Source organism: Bradyrhizobium ottawaense (assembly GCF_900099825.1).
GTDB lineage: Bacteria > Pseudomonadota > Alphaproteobacteria > Rhizobiales > Xanthobacteraceae > Bradyrhizobium > Bradyrhizobium ottawaense_A.
This window is the reverse complement of the sequence record NZ_LT629693.1, coordinates 7,646,367-7,669,992: the sequence shown is the minus strand read 5'-3', so window position 1 is coordinate 7,669,992 and position 23,626 is coordinate 7,646,367. Positions and strand designations below refer to the sequence as shown.

General features: G+C 64.2%; 24 protein-coding genes. 6 read left to right on the top strand and 18 right to left on the bottom strand.

Features of this window, described 5'->3' with window-relative positions:
- Positions 1-68 precede the first annotated feature (68 nt).
- From BLR13_RS40820 to BLR13_RS36260, 4 genes are all read left to right on the top strand, one after another.
- On the top strand, positions 69-410 hold the full coding sequence (locus BLR13_RS40820) for a hypothetical protein (protein ID WP_079587276.1): 342 nt from the start codon (positions 69-71) through the stop codon (positions 408-410).
- 469 nt (positions 411-879) lie between these two features.
- Positions 880-1,032 (top strand): DUF1127 domain-containing protein, encoded by a 153-nt coding sequence (locus tag BLR13_RS36270; protein WP_074832357.1) that lies wholly within the window; start codon positions 880-882, stop codon positions 1,030-1,032.
- 151 nt (positions 1,033-1,183) lie between these two features.
- Positions 1,184-2,617 (top strand): methylenetetrahydrofolate--tRNA-(uracil(54)-C(5))-methyltransferase (FADH(2)-oxidizing) TrmFO, encoded by a 1,434-nt coding sequence (trmFO, locus tag BLR13_RS36265; RefSeq protein WP_074830178.1) that lies wholly within the window; start codon positions 1,184-1,186, stop codon positions 2,615-2,617.
- 4 nt (positions 2,618-2,621) lie between these two features.
- A complete protein-coding gene (locus tag BLR13_RS36260; RefSeq protein ID WP_074830179.1) occupies positions 2,622-3,725 on the top strand; it encodes a serine/threonine protein kinase in 1,104 nt (367 codons plus the stop codon).
- 131 nt (positions 3,726-3,856) lie between these two features.
- On the opposite strand, the gene BLR13_RS36255 is transcribed toward BLR13_RS36260, so the two are convergent.
- From BLR13_RS36255 to yajC, 5 genes are read right to left on the bottom strand one after another with little or no spacing between them, the layout of a single operon-like run.
- A complete protein-coding gene (locus BLR13_RS36255; protein ID WP_074830181.1) occupies positions 3,857-4,720 on the bottom strand; it encodes a phytoene/squalene synthase family protein in 864 nt (287 codons plus the stop codon).
- Entirely contained in the window at positions 4,717-5,100 is a 384-nt protein-coding gene (locus BLR13_RS36250; RefSeq protein WP_074830182.1) for an Mth938-like domain-containing protein, read from the bottom strand. The genes BLR13_RS36255 and BLR13_RS36250 overlap by 4 nt, the downstream gene beginning before the upstream one ends.
- Before the next feature lie 3 nt (positions 5,101-5,103).
- Positions 5,104-6,105, bottom strand: coding sequence for a protein translocase subunit SecF (gene secF / locus BLR13_RS36245; RefSeq protein WP_074830184.1), 1,002 nt, complete (start codon positions 6,103-6,105; stop codon positions 5,104-5,106).
- 11 nt (positions 6,106-6,116) lie between these two features.
- Complete coding sequence (gene secD / locus BLR13_RS36240) at positions 6,117-7,715, bottom strand: protein translocase subunit SecD (protein ID WP_074830186.1); 1,599 nt, start codon at positions 7,713-7,715, stop codon at positions 6,117-6,119.
- Between the two features lie 54 nt (positions 7,716-7,769).
- Entirely contained in the window at positions 7,770-8,135 is a 366-nt protein-coding gene (gene yajC, locus BLR13_RS36235) for a preprotein translocase subunit YajC (RefSeq protein WP_074830187.1), read from the bottom strand.
- Positions 8,136-8,329: 194 nt separating this feature from the next.
- Here yajC and BLR13_RS36230 point away from each other — a divergent pair, with 194 nt between their 5' ends.
- Positions 8,330-9,301: an ATP-binding protein gene (locus BLR13_RS36230; RefSeq protein ID WP_074830189.1), complete on the top strand. Its 972-nt coding sequence runs from the start codon at positions 8,330-8,332 to the stop codon at positions 9,299-9,301.
- Between the two features lie 186 nt (positions 9,302-9,487).
- Here the strand turns inward: BLR13_RS36230 and BLR13_RS36225 are convergent, their stop codons facing one another.
- Together BLR13_RS36225 and BLR13_RS36220 are read right to left on the bottom strand one after the other, a co-directional pair.
- Positions 9,488-10,876, bottom strand: a complete 1,389-nt coding sequence (locus tag BLR13_RS36225; RefSeq protein ID WP_074830190.1) for a peptidoglycan DD-metalloendopeptidase family protein — start codon at positions 10,874-10,876, stop codon at positions 9,488-9,490.
- 120 nt (positions 10,877-10,996) lie between these two features.
- Positions 10,997-11,641: a protein-L-isoaspartate(D-aspartate) O-methyltransferase gene (locus tag BLR13_RS36220; RefSeq protein WP_244525008.1), complete on the bottom strand. Its 645-nt coding sequence runs from the start codon at positions 11,639-11,641 to the stop codon at positions 10,997-10,999.
- A 245-nt stretch (positions 11,642-11,886) separates the two neighbouring features.
- Here BLR13_RS36220 and BLR13_RS36215 point away from each other — a divergent pair, with 245 nt between their 5' ends.
- On the top strand, positions 11,887-12,264 hold the full coding sequence (locus BLR13_RS36215; protein ID WP_074832362.1) for a response regulator: 378 nt from the start codon (positions 11,887-11,889) through the stop codon (positions 12,262-12,264).
- A 125-nt stretch (positions 12,265-12,389) separates the two neighbouring features.
- Here BLR13_RS36215 and surE read toward each other — a convergent pair whose 3' ends face one another.
- From surE to argS, 11 genes are all read right to left on the bottom strand, one after another.
- Positions 12,390-13,157 (bottom strand): 5'/3'-nucleotidase SurE, encoded by a 768-nt coding sequence (gene surE / locus BLR13_RS36210; RefSeq protein WP_074830192.1) that lies wholly within the window; start codon positions 13,155-13,157, stop codon positions 12,390-12,392.
- A gap of 91 nt (positions 13,158-13,248) precedes the next feature.
- On the bottom strand, positions 13,249-14,160 hold the full coding sequence (locus BLR13_RS36205; protein ID WP_074830196.1) for a hypothetical protein: 912 nt from the start codon (positions 14,158-14,160) through the stop codon (positions 13,249-13,251).
- 12 nt (positions 14,161-14,172) lie between these two features.
- Positions 14,173-15,504, bottom strand: coding sequence for a serine--tRNA ligase (serS, locus tag BLR13_RS36200; protein WP_074830199.1), 1,332 nt, complete (start codon positions 15,502-15,504; stop codon positions 14,173-14,175).
- 176 nt (positions 15,505-15,680) lie between these two features.
- A complete protein-coding gene (gene tatC, locus BLR13_RS36195; RefSeq protein WP_074830202.1) occupies positions 15,681-16,508 on the bottom strand; it encodes a twin-arginine translocase subunit TatC in 828 nt (275 codons plus the stop codon).
- Positions 16,505-17,041 carry a Sec-independent protein translocase protein TatB gene (tatB, locus tag BLR13_RS36190; protein WP_074830204.1) on the bottom strand — a complete coding sequence of 179 codons (537 nt, stop codon included), beginning with the start codon at positions 17,039-17,041 and terminating at the stop codon, positions 16,505-16,507. Before tatB ends, tatC begins: the two co-directional genes overlap by 4 nt.
- A gap of 132 nt (positions 17,042-17,173) precedes the next feature.
- Entirely contained in the window at positions 17,174-17,407 is a 234-nt protein-coding gene (locus BLR13_RS36185) for a twin-arginine translocase TatA/TatE family subunit (protein WP_074830212.1), read from the bottom strand.
- A 168-nt stretch (positions 17,408-17,575) separates the two neighbouring features.
- Complete coding sequence (gene scpB, locus BLR13_RS36180) at positions 17,576-18,325, bottom strand: SMC-Scp complex subunit ScpB (RefSeq protein ID WP_074830214.1); 750 nt, start codon at positions 18,323-18,325, stop codon at positions 17,576-17,578.
- A gap of 18 nt (positions 18,326-18,343) precedes the next feature.
- Positions 18,344-19,165: a segregation and condensation protein A gene (locus BLR13_RS36175; protein WP_074830217.1), complete on the bottom strand. Its 822-nt coding sequence runs from the start codon at positions 19,163-19,165 to the stop codon at positions 18,344-18,346.
- On the bottom strand, positions 19,162-20,184 hold the full coding sequence (gene nagZ / locus BLR13_RS36170; protein ID WP_074830220.1) for a beta-N-acetylhexosaminidase: 1,023 nt from the start codon (positions 20,182-20,184) through the stop codon (positions 19,162-19,164). Before nagZ ends, BLR13_RS36175 begins: the two co-directional genes overlap by 4 nt.
- Positions 20,185-20,231: 47 nt before the next feature.
- The gene (locus tag BLR13_RS36165; protein ID WP_074830223.1) at positions 20,232-21,713 is read right to left on the bottom strand and encodes an SPOR domain-containing protein; all 1,482 of its coding nucleotides are present in this window, start codon (positions 21,711-21,713) and stop codon (positions 20,232-20,234) included.
- Positions 21,714-21,831: 118 nt separating this feature from the next.
- Positions 21,832-23,625 carry an arginine--tRNA ligase gene (gene argS / locus BLR13_RS36160; protein WP_074830226.1) on the bottom strand — a complete coding sequence of 598 codons (1,794 nt, stop codon included), beginning with the start codon at positions 23,623-23,625 and terminating at the stop codon, positions 21,832-21,834.
- Position 23,626: the final 1 nt, after the last annotated feature.

Sequence of the window (23,626 nt, the reverse complement as noted above, 5' to 3'; positions counted from 1 at the left end):
CGGAATCCGTGAAACGATTGTTCGCCGATCGCACAAAGATTTCAGAATGAAATTCGCGCGATAGAGATGTGATCGGCGCCGCGCGCAACGCCTTATGCGAAACAACGCTTTTTCATTACGACCGCGTAATTCATTACGGCTGCGTAATGATGCGACGCACAGCGCGCGTTGATCGATGCGTGACGACGGACGTGCACAAGCGGTGCACGGAGTTGCACAAGCGATGCGACTATCACCGTCACCACCTCAGGCTGCACGGCTCCAACACGCGATCGGGGATGCAAATGGTCTCGCGCAATTTCGCTCGCGCCACTGTCCGCATCCACCTCGCCCGGGACGGGTCGTCGCGGGTGACCACGATGCGTCCGGCCAATGAAGGTCCCGCGCTCGACGACGTCTGGGCGCAGTGAGTTCGCCTCCAGGGCGCCCGGCTTCCGTCTCAGCAAGGCCGACGGAACATTTCTCGCTCACGAAAGGCTGATTATAAATTCATTTGTATGTAAAAATCGCATGCGAATCACGCATAAGAAAATTCCAAGAATCGGGCCTCGGGGAGACATTTTCGGTCGCATTTGAGCACGCGCTCTTGAATCTGCGTTCCCCAATTTCCATTTTCCTGGCAGTAAGGCCTGTGTCGGATCTGCGACAATTCCACTATTTTAAAGGCAAATCTGCCTTATTTCGAGGCTCTGGCCGCTGGCTTGAACGACCGACCGGCCAGCCATGCCGAAAGGTTAATCGCTTCTTACCTCCGCTATGCGTTTTTTGATTAGCTGCACCGCAACATAGGAACTTCCGCAATGCGGTATGCCGTTCTATATTCATTTCAACGATGAGGCTTTCCTCCAAGGGCTGAATCGTAACTACAAGGAGACTACCATGCTTCTCTCGCTCATCCGCATGATCCAGGCGTTCCGGGACTATCAGCGCAATGTCAGCGAACTGTCCCAGCTCAGCGATCGCGAACTGGCCGACATCGGCCTCGATCGCTCGGACATTCCGCGCGTTGCAGCCGGATCCTACAACGGCTGATTTGCCCCCCAGCCGCCTGATCTAACGAACGGATAACGCCCGCCTTGCTGCGGGCGTTGTCGTATCCGCACCCGACGCGTTTCGTCTCAAAACGCGCCAAAGATCGCAGACGCAGGTGCGTTCCGCGCGAAAACGCGCTAACCCTGCGCGCATGATTTCCAACACTCCCCAAACTGACACCGTCCATGTGGTTGGCGGCGGCCTTGCCGGCTCGGAAGCCGCCTGGCAGATCGCCAATGCCGGGATCCGGGTGATCCTGCACGAGATGCGCCCCTCCCGGATGACCGAGGCGCACCGCACCGAGGACCTGGCCGAACTGGTCTGCTCCAACTCGTTCCGTTCCGACGATGCCGCCAACAATGCCGTCGGCCTGCTGCACGCCGAGATGCGCCGGCTGGGCTCGCTGATCATGCGCTCTGCCGACGCCAATCAAGTGCCCGCCGGCGGCGCGCTGGCGGTCGACCGCGACGGCTTTTCGGCCGCCGTCACCAAGGCGCTGCACGATCATCCCCTGATCGAGATCGACCGGGCCGAGGTCGCCGGCCTGCCGCCGGCCGAATGGGGCAATGTCATCGTCGCCACCGGGCCCCTCACTTCGGCGCCGCTGGCGGAGGCCATTCGTGAGCTGACCGACGAGAACGCGCTGGCGTTCTTCGACGCGATCGCGCCGATCGTGCACAAGGATTCCATCGATATGTCGGTGGCGTGGTTTCAGTCGCGCTACGACAAGGTCGGGCCCGGCGGCACCGGCGCCGATTACATCAACTGCCCGATGACCAAGGAGCAATACGACGCCTTCGTCGCGGCGCTGCTGGCCGGCGAGAAGGTCGACTTCAAGGACTGGGAGACCAACACGCCCTATTTCGACGGCTGCCTGCCGGTCGAAGTGATGGCCGAGCGCGGCCATGAGACGCTGCGGCATGGACCGATGAAGCCGGTCGGACTGACCAACCCGCACGATCCGACCGTGAAGGCCTATGCCATCGTGCAACTGCGCCAGGACAACAAGCTCGGCACGCTCTACAACATCGTCGGTTTCCAGACCAAGCTGAAGCACGGCGCGCAGCAACAGGTGTTCCGCACCATTCCCGGGCTCGAACAGGCCGAATTCGCCCGGCTCGGCGGCCTCCACCGCAACACCTTCCTCAACTCGCCAAAGCTGCTGGACGGGCAGTTGCGGCTGCGCGCCCAGCCGCGGCTGCGTTTTGCCGGCCAGATGACCGGCTGCGAGGGCTATGTGGAATCCGCCAGCATCGGACTGATCGCCGGACTTTACGCCGCAGCCGATGCGCGCGCCCAATCGCTGGCGCCGCCGCCCGTGACCACGGCGCTGGGTTCGCTGCTCGGCCACATCACCGGCGGCCACATCGAGACCGTTGAGCCGGGTACGCGCTCGTTCCAGCCGATGAATATCAATTTCGGCCTGTTCCCGCCGCTTGTAGTGGCGCCGACCAAGAAGCCGGATGGCACGCGGCTGCGCGGCAACGAGAAGACGGTCGCCAAGAAGCAGGCGATGAGCGCCCGCGCGCTCGCCGATCTCGATCGCTGGATCGCCGACCATCTGCGCGTAGCGGCGGCGGCGTAACACCATGGCCTTGCGAGGGGATGACGCCGCAGTTCTGTCGGCGCGGTGGAGCGAAGGCGTGCTGTTGAAGCGCGACGTGTTCTCGACTGTCGAGCGCGGACGTTTTCGCGCCGAGGGCGGCGACGTCGAGGGCGTACTGCGCCGGCTCGACCAGGTGCCGCTATGGTCCTATCCGCTGGCCCGCCATCTGTTTGCCCGCGAACGCCGCGCCCTGACGCTGGCGCGCGATCTCAATGTCGGCCCGAAGCTGTTGTGGGCCGGACGCCAAGCGCTGGTGCGCGGCTTCATCGACGGCGTCGCGCTGCACCTCGCCAAGCCTCATGGCGACCTCGCTTATTTCCGCTCCGCCAAGCTTGCCTTGCGCAAGCTGCATCGCGCCGGCATCTGCCACAACGATCTCGCCAAGGAACAGAACTGGCTGCGCGGCAGCGACGGCAACGCCTATCTCACCGACTTTCAGCTGGCCGGCTGCTTCAAGAGCCGCAGCCGGCTGTTCCGGATCGCGGCCTATGAGGACCTGCGGCATCTGCTGAAGCACAAGCGCAGCTATGCGCCATCGGCGCTGACGCCGATGGAGCGCAAGATTCTGGCGCGCAAATCCTTTGTCGCCAGCCTCTGGCTCAAGACCGGCAAGAAGGTCTATCAGGCGATCACCCGCGGCCTGTTCAATTTCAGCGATCGCGAAGGCGGCGGCCGGCGCCTGGTCAACGACGCGCCGGTGCTGGCCGATCTGATCCGGAAAAACCCCGAGGTGCGCGACACCGCGATCGTCGCCTTCGCCGACCGGCGTGTCGGTGTCGGGCTGTACGCGTTTGTCGAGGCGGACAAGGTCGCGCTGGAGAAGCAACTGCGCAGCGAGCTCTCATCCGCCAAGGGCATCAAGCCGCCCGAACATATCCAGGTGGTGCACGCTTTGCCGCGCGACAGTTTTGGCAAACCGCGCACCGAGATCCTGCAACTGGTGGCGATGAACCAGATCGACCTGATCGAGCCGATGATGACCAGCGACGCCGACCGCGAATTCCTGAAGGACATTCTCGAGCAGCGCAAGAATCTGCGGGATCGGTTTAATTTCGAGTCGGCCGATATGGATCAGTCGGCACGCTAGTCTCGTGTCCCGGGCGCGATGCAGCGCTTGCGCTGCGTCGCAGAACCGGGATCCATACTGCAACCACGATGGACCCCGGACCAGCAGCGCACCGCTTCGCGCTGCGCAGCATCCGGGGAACGCAAGCCGCACTAACCGCCGAACCGTCCCGACCGCGACGCCCGCCACAGCGTCCATAACGTCCGCAACCGCGACGTCGGCTGCGGCACGAAGTGATCCGTGTCCGCGCGCGACAACCGCTGCAGATCGCGGCGGACCAGCGCCAGCGGCAGGAATACCGGTCTCGCTTCCGGCGGCACGCCGGCCAGCAGCTCGAAAGCCGTCGCAAGATGGGCGCGCGCCTCGCCGACCAACTGATCGATCGCGGCGCGCGTGCCCGGCGTCTGCTTGCCCGCATAGACTTCTTCCATTCCGCTGCCATGGCTTTCCAGCAACTGCACCGGCACGAACAGCTGCCGCCGCGCCGCATCGCGCGGCAGCGCCGCGATCACCTGCGCGATGCCCTGGGCCAAACCCGCATGGCGCGCGAGATGATCGATCTGCTCCGACGGCCGCGCCACGAGCCGCGCCCCCAGCGAAAGCAGCGCCGACGAGGTATCGGTGACGTAGCCTTCCAGCGCGGCCATCGACGGCATCGGGTCGTTGTAGAGATCGAACTGATGCTCCTCGATCAGGCGCAGCAGCGGCTCGACCGGCAGCCGAAAATCCCGAATTGCAAGCAACAGTTCGGCCGCCACCGGATTGCCCTCGATGCCGCCATGGCCGGTGCCGCCCAGCATGTCGGTCCACCATTGCAGTCGCATTTCGCCCGGCAGCGGCTGGCTGACCTGCTCGCGCACCCGCGAAATCTCGGTGTTGAAGGCGTAGACGGCCAGCAGCGCGCGACGCGGGATGGCCGGCATGAACAGCGTCGCGGCGTAGCGGGCAAAATCGCGACTGCGCACCAGATCGGCGCAGAAGCCGGCGGCATCGATCGGAGCGTTCGTGGCGCTCATGGCACCGCGATCAGCGCCGCCGCGACGCGCCGGCGCTCGCCCAGCATGATGTTATAGGTGCGGATCGCGGGACCGGTCAGCATCGGATCCATTACCACCCGGACCGCCCGCAGTGCCTCGCGCAGGCCGCGCGGCGGCAGCCAGACTTCGGTGCCGGTGCCGACGATCAGCGTGTCGATGGCGTTGGCGGCCTTGAACACGCGCTCCAGCGAATATTGGTCGATCTCGGCAGGCTGGGTCACCGGCCACGCCCAGATCCCGTCCGGCAGGCACAACAGCGAGCCGCGATGCGACATGGTGTCGAAGGCGAAGCCGCCCTTGCCGTAGGCCTCGATCGGCGCCGGCCTCGGAAGATGCGGAACGTCCGAGGGGTTAGTCATGTCTTACTTCTTCGCTGGCGTATCCGGCCCATCGCGGTTGATGCCGACGCCGAGATAAATCAGGATCGGCGCCGCGATGAAGATCGAGGTGTAGGTACCGACCAGCACCACGCCGAACATCATGACCGCCGTGAAGCTGTGGATGGCGTGGCCGCCGAACAGCAGCAGCGCCAGCAACGCCAGCGTCACCGTGACGTGGGTGATGATCGAGCGCGACAGCGTCGAATTGATGGACTCGTTGAGCAGCTGCGGCATCGGCATTTTCTTGTAACGCCGCAGCATTTCCCGGATCCGGTCATAGATCACGACCGTGTCGTTCAGGGAGTAGCCGAGAATCGTCAACAGCGCCGCGATACTGGTGAGGTCGAAGTCGACCTGGGTGATCGACATGAAGCCGATCGTCAGCACGATGTCGTGGACGTTGGCGATCATGGCGCCGAGCGCAAACTGCCATTCGAACCGGAACCAGAGATAGATCAGGATGGCCAGGATCGCGAGCATCAGGCCGAGCATGCCGTAGGCCAGCAATTCGCCCGAGACGCGCGGTCCCACCACTTCGACGCGACGATAGTCGACGGAATCGCCGAGCGCGCCACGGACCTTCTGAACAGCGACCTGTTGCGCGGCATCGCCGCCGGGCTGCTCGGCAACCCGGATCAACACATCGGCCGGGCCGCCGAACTGCTGCAACTGGACGTCGCCGAGCCCGAGATTGCCCAGCGTCGCGCGCATCGTGGCGAGATCGGCCGCGCCCGACTTGGACTGGACTTCCAGGAGCGTACCGCCCTTGAAGTCGATGCCGAAATTCAGCCCGTGGGTGAAGAACAGCGTGATTGCGACAATCGACAGCGCCGCCGAGATCGGAAAGCTGATGCGGCGAAAGCGGGTGAAATCGAAATGGGTGTCGTCGGGAACGATCCGCAGCGACGGCAGCCAGCCGAAGCAGCTGACGACCGTCAGCACGGCAATCAGAACGCCCAGCGCGATGAGAACGAAGTGGGTCACAGGCTGGATCCTTAGATCGGCACGGTTTGCGGCCGCTTCCACCGCACCCACCACGCCACGATCAGGCGGGTCAGCGTGAAGGCGGTGAACACCGTGGTGATGATGCCGATGCCGAGCGTCACGGCAAAACCGCGAACCGGTCCGGTGCCAATATAGAACAACACGACCGCGGCGATGAATGTCGTGATGTTGGAATCGAGAATGGTCGAGAGCGCGCGCTTGAAGCCGGCATCGATCGCCGAAATCGCGGTGCGACCACCGCGCAATTCCTCGCGGATGCGCTCGTAGATCAGCACGTTGGAGTCGACCGCAATGCCGACCGTGAGCACGATGCCGGCGATGCCGGGCAGCGTCAGCGTGGCGTTGAGAAGCGACAGGATGCCGAAGATCATGGCGACGTTGATGGCGACGGCAATGTTGGCGAACACGCCGAACAGCCGATAGGTCGCCAGCATGAACACGATGACCAGGATCGAACCGACGTAAGCTGCGAGTTCACCCTTCTCGATCGAGTCCTGGCCGAGGCCCGGACCGACGGTACGCTGTTCGATCACGGTGAGCTTCGCGGGCAGCGCACCGGCGCGCAGCAGGATCGCGAGATCATTGGCAGCCTGCACGGTGAAGCTGCCGGAAATCTGGCCCGAGCCGCCGGTGATGGGTTCGCGGATCACCGGCGCGGAAATCACCTTGTTATCGAGCACGATCGCGAAGGGTTGCCCGACGTTCTCCGTGGTTGCCTGCGAGAATTTGCGCGAGCCCGAGGTGTTGAAACGGAAGCTGACAATCGGCTCGTTCGAGCGCTGGTCGAAGCCCGGCTGGGCGTCGGTCAGGTCATCGCCGGAAACCAGAACCTGCTTCTTGATGACGTAAGGCGGCCTGCCCGGTTCCGTGCTCGGCAGGAGTTCCGAATCCGGCGGCAGACGTCCGGCGGCGGCCTGTTCCGGCGAGACCGTGGAATCGACCATCCGGAAGTCCATTTGCGCCGTTTGCCCGACGAGCTCGATGACTCGCGTGGGGTCCTGGAGCCCGGGCACCTGGACCAGAATGCGGTCGAGGCCCTGACGCTGAATCAACGGTTCGACGGTACCGAGCTGGTTGATGCGGCGCTCGACGATCTGAATGGATTGCTCGACGACCTGTCTGATCCGGTCGGTGATAGCCGCGGCAGGAACGCTCAGCCGGATCAATCCGCCGCCGGCGTCGCTGACTTCAAGGCTGCGTTGCCCATTCGAGCCGAGCAGCCCGCCGAGCGGCTGCGACAGCTCGCGCAATTTGGTCAGCGCGGTCGCAAGATCGGTGTCCTTGACGCGGACTTCGACGGAGTCCGCCTTGGCGGCAAGACCGGTATAGCCGATCTTGGCGTCGCGCAGCGCGCGGCGGACGTCGTCGCGAACCTGGTCGAGCTTGCTTTTCTTGACGGAGTTCGCATCCACTTCGAAAAGCAGATGCGAGCCGCCCTGCAGATCGAGGCCGAGCACGAGATGGCGCTGCGCCCAGACCGGCCAGGTCTTGACCTGCGCTTCCGGGAAGAAGTTCGGAACGGCGCACAGGCAGACCACAAGCGCGGTCAGAACGATCGCCAGCGCCTTCCACCGCGTGAAATACAACATCGAGTTGACCCGTCAGATCCAGGAAAATACGCCGCGACAGCGGCGCGAAAAACGTTAGCTCGCCGACGTCTCGTCCTTGGCGGCTTCCGTCTTTTCCTTGGCCGGCTCCCCCTTGGCACGGACGCCCGAAATCATCTGCCGCATCTGCCGCACGCGGACGCCGTCCGAAATCTCGAACTCGATCTGGTCGTCGTCGACCACCTTGGTCACCTTGCCGACCAGGCCGCCGGAGGTGACGACGGTGTCGCCGCGACGGATGTTCTTCACCAGTTCGGCATGGTCCTTCACCTTCTTCTGCTGCGGACGCAGAATCAGGAAGTACATGATCACGAAGATCAGCGCGAACGGCAGCAGTGACATCAACATGCTGTTGGCATCGCCACCGGCTGCAGCCTGGGCGTACGCAGGGGTAATCAGCATTCGAACAATCCTCGTGAGTCGGGAAAGAACCGGCCCTGCCTGGGTATCAAGGCCTGGGCAACGTACCGGTCCGGGTAAATTCGCGCGGACTATAGCGGCGGCGGGCCTAATTGCAACGCTGCCAGACCCCTCATTTAGGGCGCTTGCGGGACCTTCCAAGGCCCGTTATGGCTGCGCGGTCAGGAACCCGAAAAATGTCAAAAAGAGCCAAGAAAACAACGCCCCGCGCCGCCCCAAAGGCCGCCGCGCGGGCATCGGCAAAAACCGCGACAAAACGTCCGGCAAAGCCTTCGGACGACGCCACCGCCGTGCGGATCGCCACCGCGCTGGAAGCCATCGCCAGCCACCTTTCCGCGGCCTCGCCGGCGGCCGGGAATGTTGAGTCGTTCGGCGCCGCCGACGCCTTTGTCTGGCACCCGGACGGACGGCTGGCGCCGGTCCCGCGCGTCAGCCGCGTTGACCTCGGCCTGCTCAAGGGGATCGACCGGATGCGCGACATCCTGATCGAGAACACTGAGCGGTTCGCCGACGGCCTGCCCGCCAACAATGCGCTGCTCTGGGGCGCACGCGGGATGGGCAAATCGTCGCTGGTGAAGGCGGCCCATGCCAACATCAATCTCAACCGCAAGCCGGCCGACCGGCTCAAGCTGATCGAGATTCACCGCGAGGACATCGAGAGCCTGCCCAGCCTGATGGACCGCCTGCGCAACTCCTCGTTCAGCTTCATCGTGTTCTGCGACGACCTCTCCTTCGACGGCAACGACGCCTCCTACAAGTCGCTGAAGGCGGTGCTGGAAGGCGGCATCGAGGGACGTCCCGACAATGTCATCCTCTACGCCACCTCGAACCGCCGCCATCTGCTCGCGCGCGACATGATCGAGAACGAGCGTTCGACCGCGATCAATCCCGGCGAAGCGGTCGAGGAAAAGGTGTCGCTGTCGGACCGCTTCGGTCTGTGGCTCGGCTTCCACCGCTGCAGCCAGGACGAATATCTGGCGATGGTGCGGGGCTATTGCGGCCATTACGGCATCAAGATGGACGACGCCGAGCTGGAACGCGAAGCGCTGGAATGGTCGACCACGCGCGGTTCACGTTCAGGGCGCGTGGCGTGGCAGTTCACGCAGGAGCTGGCAGGCCGGCTGGGTGTGAGGCTGGCGGGGAAGTAGCGCGCGTTAAGCGCGAACTTCACGCACGAACACCGCTCGTCATCCTCCGCGAAAGCGGGGGATCCAGTACCCCACGGCTTCACGGCCCTATCGCAACTGCTCTGGAACACTGGGTCGCCCGGTCGAGCCGGGCGATGACAGTTGTGTGCGTGGATGCGCTGGTTCGCTGCTCGATGCAGCGATCCCTCACGCCCCATTGAGGAATTGAAGCGGGTCAACCGGTGAAGATCCCTTGCGGATCTCGAAGTGGAGTTGCGGCGACCCCACCTCACCCGATTGACCCGACTTGGCAATGATCTGACCGCGCTTGATCGTGTCCCCGCGCTTCACCATCAGTTCACTCGCATGGGCATATGCGGTGACGTAACCGTTGGAGTGCCGAACCAGAACCAGATTGCCGTAACCCTTCAGTTCGTTGCCGGAATAGGCAACGACGCCGTCTTCCGCCGCCTTCACCGGCGTGCCTTCCGGCACCGCCAGATTGATACCGTCATTGGACTTGCCGTTGGTCTTGGCGCCGTAGCTCGTGATCACCTTGCCGCGCACCGGCCAGCGGAAGGTCGGCAGCGCGCCGGTGGCTTCGCTCGGCTTGACAGCCGACACCTCGGCGGCGACGGGCTTTTCTTCCGTGACGTTGGTGGTGGCCTGCGCCAGGCGCGCGCTTTGCGGCGGCACCGCAGCTGCGGCCATCTTGGTGGCGGGAGCGGCAACGGCCGCGACCGGCTGAACGGGTGCTGCCGCGACCGGCTGCATCACCGGTGCTGCGGCCGCGGATTTTGCGCCGGGCACGTTGAGTTTCATGCCGAGGCTGAGCCTGGCCGACGTGTCGAGGTTATTGGCCCTCGCCAGCTCCGCCACCGGGACATGGTTGCGGCGCGCGATGCTCATCAGGGTATCGCCGCGATTGACGATGTGAACGCTCGACGCTGCGGCCACGGGCCTGCTCAGCGGCGGCGCGACGGCAGGCGCCGTTGCTGCCACGGGCGCAGCGACGGCTGCGGTCTGGCGTGGAATGATCAGTTGCTGGCCCGGCGAGAGCGCGCGCGGCCCCTTGTATCCGTTGGCCTGCAGGATCGCCGCGGTCGAGACGTTGTAGCGCTTCGACAGAAGGTCAAGCGTGTCGCTGGTGCCGACGATGATCGTGGTGCCGCCGGCCGCCGGCGGATGGGCCGCGGCGACCGAACGCGGCGCAACCGTGCCGGTGGTCTCGAGCTGCGGATGGGCTGGCGGCGTGTAGGACGACAGCCCGCGGCCTCCGCCGGACACGCCTTTGGATGCCACCGGATAGGAGTGAGGTGCAGCGACCGAAGGCGGCGGCAGCGCTTGCGACTGGTACTGCTGCTGAGACGGGGTCTGCGACTGCGGCCGCGAATATTGCGGCAGCTCGCGGCGCTCGACGGCAGGCGTCGGTACCGAACCGGTGGCCTGAGGCTCGGAGGCAAAGGGATTGGAATAATTCTGGGAAAGTCGCGTCGACATATCGGCGCTGCAGCCGGCAAAACCAACTGACATCAGCGCCAGCACCGCAAATTGCGGCACGCTACGCGAGCGAAGTAACTCGACGACACGGGACATGGTTACTCACTGGTACGCAACAAAATACTGTTTTGAGTAAACACCTCCGGAGTAAACAAGCGCTTAACCGTCCGATGAGGCCTCGAATAAGGTGTTGGCGGGAACCGCCAATCCGGAATTCTACAGTTCGCGCGCGATCCCCGGCAGCGCCGGCACGAACCGCACGTCGACCAATTCCTTGCGCTCGAAACCGCTGTCGGTCCTGGTTACACGGATCAGCGTCTGGGTCCCCTGATGCGGCCCGACCGGTGCGATCAGGACGCCGCCGGGCTCCAGCCGCTGCAGCAGGCCGTCCGGAATTTGCTCCATCGCCGCCGTCACAATGATGCGGTCGAAGTCGCCGGCCCCTGGCGGAATGTCAAAACCGTCGCCGAACATCACCTCGATGTTGTGATAGCCGAGCTTCTCCAGCCGGCTGCGCGCGCTGTCGGCCAGCGTCCGGTAGCGCTCGATGGTGAAGACATGGCCGCACAACCGCGAGAGCACCGCGGCCTGGTAGCCGGAGCCGGTGCCGATCTCGAGCACCTTGTGATGCTTCCGCAACTGCAGCTGCTCGGTCATATAGGCGACCACGAAGGGCTGGCTGATGGTCTGCCCGCAGGCGATGCCGAGGGCGCTGTCGCGATAGGCGTGTCCCCGATCGGCCGCCGTGACGAACACCTCGCGCGGCACCTCCTCCATGGTACGCAGAATGGCCTGATCGCTGATCCCCCGCCGCCGCAGGTTGAGCTGGAACATCATCTTTTCGGGCGGTTCTTGGGACATGATATCTCTTGGCGGGCCTTCGCCCCCCGATCCTGAGCTTCGGGCAGACCGGGATGCAATAGCGGCGACGCCATTAAGGAACAATTTCCTGAAAAACCGGTTCCGTGGCATGGAACCGTTACCCCATCCCGGCGTTAGAGCCCCGGAAAACCATTAGCCGCCATTCTTGTTGCGGATGCAGGCCGGCGTTGCGCCGGGGGGTGTTTTTTGCGAACGTTGGCGCTCGGAAGAGCAAGGATTCCATCATGATGGCGACGCGGCCCGAGGGCTGTTCTGTTTTTCTCGTCGAGGACGAGGTCATGATCCGGATGATGGTCGCCGACATGCTCGAAGAGCTCGGCTACGGCGTGGCCGCCGAAGCCGGTGAAATCAGCGAGGCGCTCAGGCTCGTGGAGTCGACCAATTTCGACCTCGCCATTCTCGACGTCAACGTCAACGGCAAGGTGATCACGCCGGTGGCCGAACTGATCAAGGCGAAAGGCCGCCCGTTCATTTTCGCGACCGGTTACGGCTCCTCGGGCCTGCCGCTGGAATATCGCGACCGTCCCGCATTGCAGAAGCCGTTCCAACTGGAAACGCTGGCGCAAATGATCGACAGCACGCTGAAGAGCGCGGCGGTTTAAGACGGCCACCTCCCCGTCATCAGCCTCAAAGCGGATGATCCTGTATTCCAGAGACAATCGATCAAGCCGCGACGCCGCAGCGTAATGGATACCCGCCAGACCCGTTGCCGGTATGACGCTTCGCGTTATTTCAACGTCGTCGTCAGCGCGTCCGAAAACGCCTCGTCGGTACGGTCGAGCCGCAGCGGCGTAACCGAAACATAGCGTGCGACCAGCGCTGCGAGGTCGGTGCCCTCCGCCGGCACTTCCATGGCCGCGGCGCGCTCAAAACCGAGCCAGAAATACGGATTGCCGCGGCCGTCATGGCGCTTGTCGACCTTCAGGAAGCCAACATTGCGCTTGCCCTGCCGCGTCACCCGGACGCCCTTGACGAGATCCGGCGTGCAGGCCGGAAAATTGACGTTGATCACGGTGTTCTTCGGCACGCCGGCGGCGATCACCTTGCGCAGAATGTCGGGCCCGAATTTCAGCGCGGTGTCCCACAGCGGCGCGTGCCGGGTTTCGATAGAAAATTCCTGGCTCAGCGCAAACGACGGGATTCCGAGAATGGTGCCTTCCAGCGCGCCGGCGATGGTGCCGGAATAGACCACGTCCTCCGCGACGTTGCGGCCCTTGTTGACACCTGACAGTACAAGATCGGGTCCCTTTTCGCCGAGGATGTGGCGCGATCCCATGATCACGCAATCGGTCGGCGTGCCCCGCACCGCGAAGTGGCGCGGACCGACCTCGCGCAGGCGCAGCGGATCGTTCAGCGACAGCGAATGCGAGACGCCGGATTGATCGAGTTCCGGTGCCACGATCCAGACGTCGTCGGACAGCGCACGCGCAATCTCTTCGACGACCTTCAGGCCGGGGGCATGGATGCCGTCGTCATTGGTGCAGAGAATTCGCATCCGCCAAAGTGCCTTCTGGTTCGGGGTGGTCTTAGCGCCGGGCGTCGTCTTATCCGGCTATCGCCGCGGAGGCAAACCGGCCCGGGTTTCCTCAAATTTTCCGCGCCACCACGCGCCAGGGCCGAACGAATCTGGCGCGGCACTCGTAGCGCATCTGAAACAGCGATGGCGGCGGCGAAGGCTCGACGGAGGATAGGTTCGTGCCGATCGCGGGTGCCCGCGGTTCCGCGACCGCTCGCAGCGGTTCGATCACACCCGGCTTGACGAACACGACCCGCTCTGGCGCATCGCGTTCGACGGTCGGCGGAAGCGGTGACGGCGGTGCAGCAGGTGTGACCGCCGCAGGTAGCGCCGCTTGCGGCGGCGGCGTTACGGCAGCCGGCGCCTCGGCGGGACGACGCTTGATAAGCGTCACCGTTACCGGCTCCGGGGCTCCGAGCTTGAGGATTCCCCGCTTCGCCTCTGCGGGCTTCACGATCGGCGGAAGCGGCGCAGCCGGTTCGGTCGCCGGCGGCGTCGCGGCTTGCCGCGGCGTCACCGCAACAGGCGGTTCGACAGGCGTGCGCGCCGCGATCGCGGGCGTTTTCAACTCCGCCCGCGGCGGTTCGATCGAAGCGGGCTTTGGGACGGTCGGCGCCGGGATGGTCGGCGCCGCCGGCTTCGGGATTTCGAGCTTCGGGGTTTCCGGCTTCGGCTCTGGGAGCTTCACGGCCGGCGGAGGCGGCGTAACGGGTTCAATCGCCGGCAATGGCGCAGCCTGCCGAGGCGGTGTCTCCGCACCAGACGGTTGCGCATGTCGCGCCCGCGCGAGCGCGAGACCTTTATCGAAGTCAGCTCTGTTGAGCCACTCCTTGGCGTGCACGCTTTCGATCAGAATGTCATCCCACAGGCGGGCGGCTTCGATATCGAAGAAGCCTTGCAGCTTCTGGTCGATCAACTGCATCCCGTGGCCGGTGACGGCCCACTGCCTTCCGATCCAGTGGATGTCGCGATGCAGCGGCATGTCTCACATTCGCTATTTGTCGCGCTCGATGACCTTGAGCCCGCCCATATAGGGCTGCAGCACGGCGGGCACCGCAATCGAACCGTCTTCCTGTTGATAGGTTTCCATGACCGCAATCAGCGCGCGGCCGACTGCGGTGCCGGAGCCGTTCAGCGTATGCACGAAGCGCGGCTTGCCGTCCGGCCCGCGCGAGCGCGCATCCATGCGCCGCGCCTGGAAATCGCCGCACACCGAACAGCTGGAGATTTCGCGGTAGGCGCCGCCCTCGCCCTGCCCCGGCATCCACACTTCGATATCGTAGGTCTTCTGCGCCGAGAAACCCATGTCGCCGGAACACAGCGTCATCACCCGGTAATGCAGGTCGAGCCGTTTGAGCACCTCTTCGGCACACGACAACATGCGCTCATGCTCGTCGATGCTGGCTTCCGGTGTTGTGATTGAAACCAGCTCGACCTTGGTGAACTGATGCTGCCGGATCATGCCGCGGGTATCGCGTCCGGCCGCGCCCGCTTCGGCGCGGAAGCACGGCGTCAGCGCGGTAAGGCGCATCGGCAGCTCCTTCTCATCGACGATGGATTCGCGAACGAGATTGGTCAGCGACACCTCGGCCGTCGGGATCAGGCCAAGACGATCGGTCAGCAATCGTCCATCGGGAGTGGCGAGCAATTCGCCCTTGATGGCCCAGAACTGATCGTCCTCGAACTTCGGCAACTGCCCGGTGCCGAACATCACTTCATTTCTCACCAGCAGCGGCGGATTGATCTCGGTGTAGCCGTGCTCGTTGGTATGGAGATCGAGCATGAACTGGCCGATCGCGCGCTCCAGCCGGGCCAGGCCTTTCTTCAGTACGACAAAGCGTGCGCCGCTCAGTTTGGCAGCGGCCTCGAAATCCATGTAGCCGAGCGCACCGCCGAGATCGTCATGCGGCTTCGGCGTAAAGGCGTAGTTCCGGACCTTGCCGTAGACATGGCGCTGCACATTGCTGTGCTCGTCGAGGCCATCGGGCACCTCATCGAGCGGCAGGTTCGGGATCGCTGACAATTCCGTCGCAAGGTCTTCGTCGGCCGTCTTCGCCGTCAGCTCGAGCTCCGGCATGGTGGTCTTGAGCTCGGCGACCTCAGCCATCAACTTGTTGGCGCGCGCGTCGTCCTTGGCTTTCTTGGATTCGCCGATTTCCTTCGAAGCCGCATTGCGCCGTGCCTGCGCCTGCTCCGATGCCAGGATCGCCGCACGGCGCCTTTCGTCGATCGCCAGCAGCGACGCGGACAACGGCGCCAGCCCGCGGCGCTTCAGCGCGGCATCGAAGGCTGCGGGGTTGTCGCGGATCGATTTGATATCGTGCATGGCCAGTCCTGAGGCGAAAATTCCAACGAGGCGTCATGCCCGCGAAGGCGGGCATCCAGTAACCCGAATAGACCGATTTTGGAACACTGAAGGTCACACAGGCGGAGGCCGACCGCGGATATTCCCAAGGCTGTGGCGTACTGGATACCCCGCTTTCGCGGGGTATGACGACCAGCCTATTCGGCCGGATTGCCCTCGGGCGGCGGCGGGCTCGCCGGTGGCGGCGCGCTCGCGGCGGCCTGCGTGGCGGCGGCCTTCTTTTCGACCATGCGCACGGCGATGATCGAGCCTTCGTAAAGCGCCAGCAGGGGTATGGCGAGCGAGGCTTGGCTGATGACGTCGGGCGGCGTCAGCACGGCGGCGATGATGAAGGCGACGACGATGAAATAGCGGCGCTTTTCGCGCAGTTGCTTCGAGGTGATGATGCCGATCCGGCCCAGCAGCGTCAGGATCACCGGCAACTGGAACGCGATGCCGAACGCGAAGATCAGCGACATCGTCAGCGACAGGAACTCGCCGACCTTCGGCAGCAACTGGATCTGCGCGGTCTCCGCGCCAGCGGTCTGCTGCATACCGAGCGAAAACCGCACCAGCATCGGCAGCACGACGAAGTAGACCAGCGTCGAGCCAAGCACGAAGAAGAACGGCGTCGCGATCAGATATGGCAGGAACGCGCCGCGCTCGTGCTTGTAGAGACCAGGCGCGACGAACATGTAGATTTGCGTCGCGACGATCGGAAACGAGAGGAATCCGGCGCCGAACAGCGCCAGCTTCAACTGGGTGAGGAAATATTCCAGCAGCGCGGTGTAAATGAACTTCGAGTTCTCGGGTCCCGCGACCCAGACGAACGGCCAGACCAGCACGTTGTAGATCTGCTTGGCGAAGAAGAAGCAGAAAATGAAAGCAATGCCGAAGCCGAGCAGCGCCTTGATCAGCCGCGAGCGCAGCTCGATCAGGTGATCCATCAGCGGCGCTTTGCTGGCCTCGATGTCTTCGGCGCTCATGACGCTTTGGCGTCCCTGGCAACGTCGGGCACCGCCGGCGCGATGTCCTGCGGCGCGGGCTGGACTTCACGGGTGATCGCGAGCGGCTCGGAGGCGGCCGCATGCGTCTCGGCCTCGACGAAGGTCTGCGCTGTGGGCTCGGCCGGAGTCGTCGGCGTGATGGGCTCGCCGATCGCGGACGCGATCTGCGCATCCACTGGATCCTGTACGGGTTCTTGCGCCAGCTCTTTTGGCTTGTCGATATCGCCGATCTGCATGGCGTCGCTGACGTCCTTTTGCAGCGAGGTCATGATGTTGCCGCTGGTGAAGCCGGTTGCGGCTTCCTTGACCTCATCGAAGCTCTTCTTGAGGTCAGCCATCTCGGCCTCGCGCATCGCTTCGTTGAACTGGCCCTGGAATTCGGACGCCATCTTGCGCGCCTTGCCCATCCATTGCCCGACCATGCGCAGCACGCCCGGCAGCTCTTTCGGGCCGATGGCGATCAGCGCGACGACCGCGATGACGACCAGTTCACTCCACCCGATATCGAACATGAATTTTTCCGCTCACGCGTGACGTCCGCGCCCCGTTCCCTGCACAAGATCTGCTTGTAGCAAGATTTGGGAACGCCCGCGCCCTTCCTCAACCGGCTTCTCTAAGCCGGCACCCTTCAACGGGGGGCTGGTTCAGACAGCCTTGCTGCCGACATCCGAGCGCGCCGCGGCCGGAGCCCCGGCATGATCGATGGTCTTGGCAGGTTCGGGCTTTTCCGCAGTCTTGTCATCGTCCTGCATGCCCTTCTTGAAGGCCTTGATGCCCTGCGCGACGTCGCCCATCAGGTCCGAAATCTTGCCGCGGCCGAACAACAGCAGGACGACTGCGATCACGACGATCCAGTGCCAAATGCTAAGCGAACCCATCCTGCAACCCTCCAAAAGAGACGGCCGGAAACCGACCAAGCTTTGGCGGAAGGTAGGCCCGGGAGGTGTCAAAAACAAGGACTTAGGCCGCGGCAAATCGGTGCCGCGGCTACGTAATTTTGCTATTGTTAATCCCCGATCCGGGAATAAACCGCGGCGCTTTCGGAACTAGCTTTCCCCGCCGCCTTCGGGGCCGCTTTCAGGCTCCGCGGCGGGCGCCAGCAACAGATCCAGCGTATCGCCGGCATCGAGCGGATCTTCGTCCTCACGCAGTGCCGCGTCGTCGGAGGGCGTCGGAACGCTGAAGCCGGAAGGCAGCCGCGAGTCCAGGAGGCCCGTGCCCTTCAGCTCTTCCAGGCCCGGCAGATCGCCCAGCGCCTCGAGGCTGAATTGCGACAGGAACGCCTCGGTGGTGCCGAAGGTCAGCGGACGGCCCGGCGTCTTGCGACGCCCGCGGGGACGAATCCAGCCGGTCTCCAGCAGCACGTCCAGGGTTCCCTTGGACGTGATCACGCCGCGGATTTCCTCGATCTCGGCGCGCGTCACCGGCTGGTGATAGGCGATGATCGCGAGCACCTCGATGGCCGCGCGCGACAGGCGGCGGGTTTCGGTGCTCTCGCGCGTCATCAGCCAAGACAGGTCGCCCGCAGTGCGGAACGTCCATTTGTTAGCGACGCGCACCAGATTGACGCCACGCGTGGCGTATTCCGCCTGCAGCCGCGCCAGCGCTTCCTTGATGTCGACACCGTCGGGCATCCGCTTCGCCAACGTGGCCTGATCGATCGGCTCGGCGGAAGCAAACAGCAGCGCTTCGAGCAACCGCAATTCCTCGGGCCGTGCCACGGCATCCGTTTCCGTATTGGGGTCGACGGGACGCTCCTCGGCATCATCCATGCGTTTTTCCGCCAGGCTTGCCATGGCTAGCTCTCCTTCCACTTACTCGACCGTCAGATCCGGGGCGGACATCGCTCCGGATGCTTGACGCTTACGAAAATAGATCGGCGCGAACGCCTCTTTCTGGTTTATTTCCATCTCGCCTTCGCGCACGAGCTCAAGGGCGGCGGCAAAGCTCGAGGCAAACACCGTCGCCTTTTGCGAGGGATCGACGACGTAGTTGAGAAGATATTCGTCGAGACAGCTCCACTCCTCGGCGATGCCGATCAGCCGCTCCAGCGAGGCGCGCGCTTCCGCCAGCGACCACACCGTGCGCTTCTGCAGATGCACGGTCGCGAGCACGCGCTGCTGGCGCTGCGTGGCATAGGCCGAAAGCAGGTCGTACAGCGTCGCGGTGAACTTGGGATGGCGGATCTCGGCGATCGATTCCGGATTGCCGCGCGGGAAAATATCGCGCTGGAACTGCGGCCGGTTCATCAGCCGGTTGGCCGCCTCGCGGATCGCCTCCAGCCGGCGCAGCCGGTTGGCGAGCGCGGTCGCCATTTCCTCGGCACTCGGTCCGTCCGGCGTCGCCGGTTCCGGCAGCAGCAAACGCGATTTCAGAAACGCGAGCCAAGCCGCCATGACCAGGTAATCGGCCGCGAGTTCAAGCCGGATCTTTCGCGCCGCCTCGATGAAGATCAAATACTGGTCTGCCAGCGCCAGGATCGAGATCTTGGAGAGATCGACCTTCTGCTGCCGCGCCAGCGTCAACAGCAAATCGAGCGGGCCTTCATAGCCCTCGACGTCGACGACCAGCGAGGGTTCGCTGTCGTTCGCATCGGCGGGCCGTCCGGTCTCAAACGATAGAATCTCCGCAGTCATGCCGTCCCTACCCGATTGATCAGCGCGTCCAGTTCAGCCCGTGCCGCCTGCCGGTCGAGCGGCTGCGGTTGATGTCGCGAGGCCAGCGCCCGTTTGGCGCGAGCGAGGGCCTCACCCGTCAGTTCCGGCGTCTCACGCGCCACGTCGCGCATCTCGTCGAGCTTGCCGTTGCAATGCAAAACCATGTCGCAGCCCGCGTTGACGATGGCGCGGGTCCGCTCGGCGATCGTTCCCGCCAACGCATTCATGGACACGTCATCACTCATCAACAAACCTTGGAACCCGATCACGCCGCGAATCACTTGGCTTATGATTGTCGCAGAAGTCGTCGCCGGTTGGGCGGGATCTAACGCGCTAAACACAACATGTGCGGTCATGGCCATCGGCAGGTCCGCCAGCGGTTGAAAGGCGGCGAAATCGGTCGTTTCCAGCTCTGCTCGCGACGTATCGACCGTCGGCAGGCGGAAATGGCTGTCCGCGGTGGCCCTTCCATGGCCAGGAATGTGCTTGAGAACCGGCAGCACACCGCCCTCGACCAGCCCCTCGGTGACAGCCCGGGCGATCGCCGCCACCTTGGCGGGTCCGGTTCCGTAGGCCCGGTTGCCAATCACGGCGTCGGCGCCGGCGACCGGAACGTCCGCGAGCGGCAAGCAATCGACCGATATGCCGAGGTCGATCAGGTCGGCCGCGATCAGCCGGGAACTCAGGCGTGCGGCCTGAAAGCCTAGTTTCGGCTCGATGTCGTAGAGCGCACCGAAGACGGCGCCGGGCGGATAGGCCGGCCAGTGCGGCGGTCCCAACCGCTGGACCCGGCCACCTTCCTGATCGATCAGGACCGGCGCATCCGGATTACCAACGGCCTCACGCAATTCCCGAACAAGTGAAGATACTTGCACCGGAGTATCGATATTGCGCTTGAATAGGATGAAACCCCATGGACGCTCGGCACGGATGAACGCACGCTCGTCAGCGCCCAGTTCCAGTCCCGATACGCCCGTGATGAATGCGCGGCTGCTCATGGGGGCCGATTAGGCCCCTCATGGCTCCCGGGTCAAGGAAACGGCCGTTAATTCCTTTGGACGACGCACTGTCCGCCGGCGGTTTTCAGATTGCCGCAGAATTGCGAGGCCTCGTCGGGCGAACCGAACGGCCCGACCATGGCCCGGTAATAGACGCCCTTTTCGCCGAGATCGGCGCGCTTGATCAGGGGCGAACGGGAACCCAGCACCGCCGGGAACTTGCCCTGCAGGGCGCGGAACGACGCCTGCGCGTCGGCCTCGGACTTCTGCGAGGAGATTTGGACCACGTACCCACCGCCTGCCGCGGGCGCCGGAGCCGGAGCCGCCTGCACCGGATTGGTGGCAGCCGTCCGGGTGGCCGCCGGATCGGGCTGCGCCCCACCTGGCGCCAGTGACAGCGGTGCGCTGGCGTTAGCCGAGGATGGGTTGTGCGCGGCCGGGGGTGTCACAGGCGCTGTCGCGGTTCGCGCGGCCGGCTTTGCCGCAGGTGCAGCCACGGTAGCCGGCGCTCCGCCGTTTTCAGCCGCATCGCCCTTGACGGCGAGCGTCTTGATCTTGCGCGGCTCGCTGTTCGGCATCGTGCCGTTCGCAGCCGTCGCCGGTGGCGGCGTACTCGGAGAAACGCTGGCAACCGCCGGCGGGCTGCCGTTCTGGTTCAGCGGCGGAAACACCACGCGGGGCCCACCTGCCCTGGAATTGACGTCGACCGGCGTCTCTTCGCGCGACACCAGTTTCTCACCGCCGTCACCGGGCAACATGCGGTCAGGGGTCTTTCCGGAGGCGCTGTCAGCCGGCGCCGGAACGATCTTGGTCGGGCTGTTGTCGGCCTTGATGATCGGCGGCTCGCCGCTGCGCGGCGAACCGACATAGGTTCGATAGGCGAAGGCAGCCCCGGTCCCCACCACGGCCAGCGCCAGCACGGCGGCAACCGTGACCAGGCCGCTGGAACGGCGCTTGGGCTCGGCAGGCTCTTCGTACTCGCTCTGGTAGGCGTAGGGATCGTCCGGATAGGCCGGATCGCGCTGATATTCCTGTTCGCCGGATTCGATCTGGCCGTACAGCGCGTCGTCATAGCGCGCCGGGTCGGCCGGCGGCTCCTCATCGGCGTAGTGCTGCTCTTCCTGATAATCCTGCTGATAGTCTTTTTGATAGTCTTGCGCGGGCGCCGCCGGTTGCTGGGCCGCGTAGCGATGCAAGGGATGCACCGGCGCCGGCTCGTATTCCGGCTCTTCGTCGGCGTAGTCCTCTGCTGGCGGCGGAGCTTCCTGCCTGGCGCGCTGCATCCACGGCGGCGGCATCGGGGCCGCGCGCTCGTCTTCGTCGGCCGGGATATAGGGTTGCGGGCGCGGATTGGCGCGCGACTGCAGCGGATGTGGCGGCGCCTTGCTTGCGCCTGCGGTGCCGAACGGATCGGTCTGACCGATCAGCCTTGCCAACTCGGCCAGCGGGTCGTTCTCCACGCGTCTGATATCGCCACCTCGATCGTGGTCGGGGGCGGGAAAAGGTCGGTCCGGATATCGATCAGCCATCGTGGTGGTGCATCCCGTTCGGGACAGCGCCAACCCGCTATGTCAGCGAAACCTGACAACGAATTGGCCCCTGCCAGACCCCCCACAAATCCCCATTCGTGAGGGCCTTCGCCCCTGCCTACCGCATCTCGGTCGGGGCGTGGACGCCGAGAACGGCTAAGCCCGATGCCAGAACCGAGACAACGCCCTGGACCATCGCCAGTCGCGCCTTCGTGATTTCTGCATCATTAGTGATAATGAAGCGTAAATAGGGCAAATCGCGCCCCTTGGTCCAAAGCGCATGAAATTCGCTGGCCAAATCATACAGATAAAAAGCGATTCGGTGAGGCTCGTGAGCGACCGCGGCGGCCTCGATCATCCGGGGATAGAGCGCCAGCAGCTTGAGCAGGCTGAGTTCCGCCGGGTCAGTCAGCCGCTCGACGGCGGCGTCCCCGAGATAGGCCGCCCGCGCGGCGTCGGTCTCGGGCAGGTCCGGAACCATCTCGCGGGCGTTCTTGAAGATCGAATGGCCGCGGGCATGGCCGTACTGGACGTAGAACACCGCGTTGTCCTTGGACTGCTCGATCACCTTGGCGAGGTCGAAATCCAGCACCGCGTCGTTCTTGCGGAACAGCATCATGAATCGGACGGCGTCCGAGCCGACCTCGTCGACGACTTCGCGCAAGGTGACGAAGTCGCCCGACCGCTTCGACATCTTCACCGGCTCGCCGCCGCGCAGCAGCCGGACCAGTTGCACGACCTTGATGTCGAGTGAGGCCTTGCCGGCGCTGACGCCCTTCACGGCGGCCTGCATACGCTTGATGTAGCCGCCATGGTCGGCGCCGAACACGTCGATCATGTCGAGAAAGCCGCGATCGATCTTGTTCTTGTGATAGGCGATGTCGGAAGCGAAATACGTATAGCTGCCGTTGGACTTGATCAGCGGACGATCGACGTCATCGCCGTAGGCGGTCGCCCGGAACAGCGTCTGCTCGCGGTCCTCGTAATCCTCGACCGGCTTGCCCTTCGGCGGCGGCAGGCGGCCTTCGTAGATATCGCCCTTGGAACGCAGGAAATCGATGGTCTCGGTGACCTTGTTGTTGCCGGTCTCGATCAACGAGCGCTCCGAGAAGAACACATCATGCTTGATCTGGAGCGCGGCCAGATCGCCCTTGATCATCTCCATCATGGCCGCGATCGCCTTGGCGCGAACGATCGGCAGCCAGGCGTTTTCCGACATCGCCTTGAGCTTGTCGCCAAATTCGGCAGCGAGCGCCTGCCCGACCGGCACCAGATAGTCGCCGGGATAAAGCCCCTCCGGAATGTCACCGATGTTGTCGCCGAGCGCTTCGAGGTAGCGCAGGTACGCCGACCGCGCCAGCACGTCGACCTGCGCGCCGGCATCGTTGATGTAATATTCGCGCGTGACGGCATAGCCCGCGAACTGCAACAGGCTGCACAACGCATCGCCGAACACGGCGCCACGGCAATGGCCGACATGCATCGGTCCGGTCGGATTGGCCGAGACGTATTCGACATTGACCTTGTCGGCCTTGCCGATCGCGCTTCTGCCGTAGGAAGCGCCCTCACGCAGCACCGTGCGCAGCGCATCCGCCCAGACCTGAGGCTTCAGGGTGAGATTGATGAAACCGGGCCCCGCGACTTCGACCGAGGCGATCAGGTCGTCGGCGCGGAGTTTTTCGGCGAACTTGTCGGCGAGCTCGCGCGGATTGGCCTTGGCTTCCTTGGCCAGCACCATCGCCGCATTGGTCGCCATGTCGCCATGGCTGGCGTCGCGCGGCGGCTCGACCACCACGCGCGAGAAATCGACGCCGTCGGGCCATTGGCCTTCGGTCGCAAGCGCAGCGCAGATCGCATGTACGCGCGCCAGCACATCGGCAAAAAGGTGTTGTGAAGCAGGTTTGTCGGCCATG